Genomic DNA, 5,541 nt, shown 5'->3' with positions numbered 1-5,541 from the left:
GGTACAGCTTCCGCCAGGCGGGATCATCGTCGACGAGCAGTATGCGCGGCATGATGCACCTCCAAGCGCCTCGCAGACGCAAGACTGTTGCCAAGGTCGTGCGCTTTGTTTTCCAGCTACTTGAATCGCCTGGCCTCATGCCCGGCGGCAAGGGCATGACAGGCTGAGCGGACAGGACGTCTCGAGGCGAACGTCAGGCGCGGCGCTGCGGGATCCCGTGGCGGCGCATCTTCGAGTACAGCGTCGGGCGGCGTAGACCCAGCACCTGGGCGGCGGCCTGCTTGTTCCACCCGGTGGACTCGAGCGCCCGCACGATGGAGACCCGCTCGATCTCCTCGAGTGATCCCGGAGGCGGAGCCGACCCCTCCGGCGAGGCGTTCGCCTGGAGAGGCTCGGGCAGGTCGCTGAGGGCGATCTCTTTGCCCCGGGCCACGAGCACCGCTCGCTCGACCGCGTGCTCCAGCTCGCGGATATTGCCGGGCCACGAGTACGAGAGCAGCCGCCGGTACGCTTCGGGATCGATGGTGTCGACCTCGCGGCTGTGCTTCAGTCGGAAGCGCTCAAGGAAGGACTTGGCGAGGAGGGGGATATCCCCGGAGCGCTCCCGCAAGGACGGCAGGGTCACGGTGACCGTGTTGATCCGGAAGTAGAGGTCCTGGCGGAACGCGCCCGCGCGCATCGCCTCCGCGAGGTCGCGGTTGGTCGCCGCGACGAGCCGCACGTCCACGCGGCGGGGGCGCGTGCCCCCGACGCGGAAGAAGGTCCCGGTCTCGAGCGCGCGCAGGAGCTTCACCTGGCTGTCCGGCTCCATCTCGCCGATCTCGTCGAGGAAGAGCGTGCCGCCGTCGGCCAGCTCGACGAGCCCCGGCTTCGTGCCGATCGCGCCCGTGAACGCGCCTTTCTCGTGGCCGAACAGCTCGGACTCGAACACCTCGCGCGGGAGCGCCCCGCAGTGGATCGGGACGAATGGACGGGCCGCCCGCTGGGAGCGGTCGTGGATCGCGTGGGCGACGAGCTCCTTGCCGGTACCGCTCTCGCCGAGGATGAGCACCGCCGAGTCCGTCGGCGCCACGCGCTCGACGATCCGCAGCGCCTCCTGCATCGCGAGGCTCCGCGTCAGGATGCCGCCGGCGGGCTCCCCGCCCGGCGCGTGCGCGCGCAGCGCCTCGTTGTCGCGGAGGAGCTGCGCCTTCTCCGCCGCCTTGCGGATGACGATGTCGAGCTCCTCGATCTTCGTCGGCTTCGTGAGGTAGTCGTACGCGCCGAGCTTCATCGCCTCGACGGCGGTGGACACCTCCTGGAAGCCGGTCATCACGATCACCTGCGGCGGGTCGGGGAGCGGCTGGAGCTCGCGCAGGACGTCGATGCCCGCCTTCTTCGGCATCTTCATGTCGAGGACCAGGACGTCGTAAGGGGCGTCCTGCAGCCGCGCCAGCGCGGCCGCGCCGTCGGCGACGCTCTCGACCTCGTGGCCCTTGCGCCCGAGCTCGCGGACCATGAGCTCGCGCAGGTTCTGCTCGTCGTCGGCCACCAGCACGCGGATCTTCCGGCTCATAGCGGCAGCACCACCCGGAAGACGCTGCCCTTGCCGGGCCGCGAGGTGACCTCGAGCCGGCCCCCGTGGTCGGCGACGATCCCCTGTGCGATCGCGAGGCCGAGCCCCGTGCCCTGCCCCGGCGGCTTGGTCGTGAAGAACGGGTCGAAGATGCGCGGCAGGATCTCGTCGGGGATCCCCGGCCCTTCGTCGTCGAACTCCACCTCGACCTCGCCGCGATGGACCCGCGAGCGCAGCGTCAGCGCGCCGCGCCCCTCCATCGCCTCGAGCGCGTTCGCCGCGAGGCCGGTGAAGACCTGGCGCAGCTGGCCCTCGTTGACCGCGACCAGCGGGAGGGCGGGATCGAGCTCGGTCAGGACGCGGGCCTCGGCGAAGCGCGGCTGGTGCGACAGGAGCTCGAGCGTCTTCTGGACGAGCGCGTTGAGGTCCGTCGGCGCGCGGCGGCTGCCCGGGTCGCGGACGAACTGCAGCAGGCTCCCCGTGATCTCCTTGCAGCGGAACGCCTCCTCCTCGATCAGGCGCAGGTAGTGCGGGAAATCGGCGAGCTCGGCGGTCCGGGCGAGCCCGCCCTCGGCGAGGCGGCTCTGGAGCGACTCGGCGCAGCCCGCGATCGTCGCGAGCGGGTTGTTGAGCTCGTGCGCGACGCCGGCCGCGAGCCGGCCCGCCGTCGTGAGCCGCTCGGTCAGGAGCATCTGGCGCTCGAGCCGCTTGGCCCGCGTGACGTCCTCGACGAGCACCACGGCGTGGTGGACCTCCTCGTCGGCCGACTCGAAGGGCGCCGTCGTGAGCCGGAAGGTCCGCGTGTCGCCCGCGCGCGTGGTCTCCTGCTCCATCACGGCGCCCCGCCGCGTCTCGAACGCCCGGCGGAGGAACGCCTCCACGGCCGGCGCGTGGCCGGGGCCGAGGAGCGGCGCGAAGGGCGCGCGGACGTCCGGCGCCGCGCCGAGCGCCTGGGCGCCCTCGCGGTTCGCGCGGACGACGCGGAGCCCGGCGTCCAGCACGAACACGCCGAGCGGCAGGGTCTCGAGCACGACCTCGACGAACCGCTTCTGCGCGTCGAGCTCGCGCGTCCGCTCGGCGACCCGCGTCTCGAGCTCGGCATAGAGCCGGGCGTGCTCGAGCGCGATCGCCGCCTGGTCCGCGAGCGCCAGGAGCAGCTCCTCCTCGGCGGCCGAGAACTCGTGGACGTCGCGCCGGAAGACGCTGATCGCCCCGATCGCGACGTCGCCCACGCGGAGCGGCGCCGCGAGCATCGAGCGGAAGCCGGTCGCGCGAGCGAGCTGGGGAAAGCGGGCGCGCGGGTCGTCGAAGAGGTCGCGGCTCTGGATCGCCCGGCGCTCGCTCACGGCGCGGCCGCTGATCCCCTCGCCCACCTTCACGCGGATGTCCCTCACCATCTCCGGGGGCAGGTCGAGACTGGCCGCCGTGGCGAGCTCGTTCGTCTTCGGGTCGAGCGTCGAGAGCCCGCAGGAGTCGGCGCCGAGCACGCCGCGCGCGGCGTCGAGGATGACCCGGATCGTCCGGTCCACGTCGAGGCTCGCGCCGACGGCCCGCCCGGCCTCGAGGAGGGCCCGCGTCTCGCGCGCGCGGTGCACGCTCTCCTCGAAGAGCTGTGCGTTGTGGATCGCGATGCCCGCCTGCTCGCCGAAGGCCTCGAGGACGCGCTGGTCGTGGGCCGTGAAGGTCCCCGGGCGCGTCGAGAAGGCCGAGATCACGCCGATGACGCCGCCGCCGACCTTGAGCGGCACGCAGAGCATCGAGCGGATGCCCTCACGCTCGTCCACGTCGCGCCGGGCCGAGCGCGGGTCGGCGCGGACGTCGTCCACGCGGATCGTCGCGCCGCTCTCCGCAGCACGTCCCATGATCCCCTCGCCGACCGGCATGGAGAGCGCGCGCCACTCCTCGCTCTGGAAGCCGTGGGCGGCGACGTGGGTGAGGTGCGTGCGCTGGCGGTTCAGGAGACCGATCCCGCAGCCCGTGCTGCCGATGAGCGCCGTGACCGAGTGACTGATCCGGTCGAGCACCGACGCGGCGTCGAGGCGCGAGGTAATGAGCCGGCTCGTCGCGTAGAGCGCCGCCAGCTCGTCGGTCCGCCGCCGCCCCTCCTCGTTGAGCCGCCGCTGCTCGATCGCCGAGGCGAGCGGGCGCGCCAGCTCGGCCAGCACCTCGGCGTCCGCGGCGTCGTACGCGCCGGGTCGCGTCGCCGCCAGCGTCACCGCGCCGAAGACGCCCCCGCCCGCCGCCAGCGGGACGAGCAGCGCGGCGCGGTAGCCGCCGCCCGCGAGCACGCGACGGCTCGCCTCGGGCAGCGGGTCGCGCTCGGCGTCGTCCACCCGCACCGGGCCGCCCGCCCGCACGACCTCGGCGACGAGGGTCCCCGCGAGCCCCATGCGCGCGTCGCGCTTGCCCGCGAGCGGCAGGCCGCGGGCGGCGACGTCCACGATCTCGAACTCGCCGCGCTCGGCGTCGAGGAGCGCGACGGCGATCGAGTCGAAGGGGATGAGCCGCGCCACGCCCTCGGTGAAGGCGCGGAACACGTCGTCGAGCGAGTCGCCTGAGACGAGCAGCCGCGTGATCGCGTCGAGGACGGACGTGCGGAGCGCCCGCCGGTGGAGGTGCCAGACGCGCTCGATCGCGGCGGCGAGCTCGCGCCGGAAGTCCGCGGGCAGCGCCGCGCGCGTGAGCCGCCCGGGCCGGCCGAGCAGGAGGAGCGCGCCCGCCGGGCGCCGCAGCGCGCCGAGCGGCGCCGAGAGCAGCGAGACGGCGCGGCCCCCCGGCGGCGAGACGCGCGCGAGTCTCACGCCACGGACCGGGCGTGTGGCGGCGGCGACGAGCCACTCGCGGAGCGCCGGCGGGAGCCGCCGGGTCCCCGCGGCGACGACGACGGGCTCGCCACGCTCGGGCGTGAAGGCGAGCGCGCCCGCGTCGGCACCCGTCGCGCGCACGAGGTGCGGGAGCGCCCGCGCCAGCCCCTCCTCCACGGAGGCCGCGGTCGCGAGCGGCGTGAGGAGATCGGGAAACACCCGCGGGTTCATGGCGGCGTGAGGAGCTTCCCGGGGAGGCTCCCGGTGTGCTCGCCGTCCTTGATGACGAGCCGGCCGTTGACGAGGACGTGCTCGATCCCGACGGGATAGCGGTGGGGCTCCTCGTAGGTCGCCTGGTCGGCGACGCGCTTGGGATCGAAGACGACGAGGTCGGCCTTGGCGCCGGCCCGGACCACGCCGCGGTCGCGGAGGCCCAAGCGCCGCGCGGGGAGCCCCGTCATCTTGTGAATCGCCTCGGCCAGCCCGAGAACGCGCTGCTCGCGGGCGTACTCGCCGAGGACGCGCGGGAACGTGCCGTAGCTCCGCGGGTGCGGCTTGCCCGCTGCGAGCGCGCCGTAGGGCGCGAGCGACGAGCCGTCGGAGCCGATCATGATTGCCGGGTGCGCGAGCACGCGGCGGAGATCCTTCTCGTCGAGCTGGAAGAGGATCATGTAGGCCTTCCCCGCCTCGTCCGCGATCAGCTCGAGCGCGGCGTCGAGCGGGCTCATCCCGCGCGCCGCGCCGATCTCCGAGAGACGCTTCCCCTCCGCGTCCTTCCGCCGCGCGCAGAAGGAGATCATGACGTTCTCCCAGCCGACGCGGTCGAGGAGGCTCTGCCCGGTGACGGGCGCCTCCAGCTCGCCGCGGATCCGCTCGCGCGCCGCCGGATCCGCGAGGCGTTTGAGCATGGGCCCGATTCCGCCCTCGAGAGCCCAGTCGGGCAGGAGCGTGCGCACCGTCGTGCTCGACGCCGTGTACGGGTAGACGTCGCCCATGACGTCGAGGCCCTCGGCGCGCGCGGCATCGATGAGGGCCAGCGCGTCGGCGACCTTGCCCCAGTTGGGCCGCCCGGCCGCCTTGACGTGGCTCACCTGCACGGAGAGCTCGCCCTCGCGCCCGATCCTGATCGCCTCGCGCACCGCCTCGAGCAGCGTCGCGCCCTCGCCGCGGATGTGGCTCGCG

The 5,541-nt window shown here is 73.8% G+C and carries 3 protein-coding genes; all 3 read right to left on the bottom strand.

The features are described 5' to 3' along the window. Positions 1-193 precede the first annotated feature (193 nt). Entirely contained in the window at positions 194-1,555 is a 1,362-nt protein-coding gene (locus VKG64_11630) for a sigma-54 dependent transcriptional regulator (GenBank protein HKB25690.1), read from the bottom strand. Continuing rightward, entirely contained in the window at positions 1,552-4,590 is a 3,039-nt protein-coding gene (locus VKG64_11625; GenBank protein HKB25689.1) for a GAF domain-containing protein, read from the bottom strand. Before VKG64_11625 ends, VKG64_11630 begins: the two co-directional genes overlap by 4 nt. Continuing rightward, positions 4,587-5,541: amidohydrolase family protein (locus tag VKG64_11620; protein HKB25688.1), on the bottom strand; the 955-nt coding region annotated here is incomplete at its 5' end. The genes VKG64_11625 and VKG64_11620, both read right to left, overlap by 4 nt.

The organism is Candidatus Methylomirabilota bacterium, from assembly GCA_035260325.1.
Classification (GTDB): domain Bacteria; phylum Methylomirabilota; class Methylomirabilia; order Rokubacteriales; family CSP1-6; genus AR19.
The sequence above is the reverse complement of the archived record's forward strand: the minus strand, read 5'-3'. Positions and strand labels throughout refer to the sequence as shown.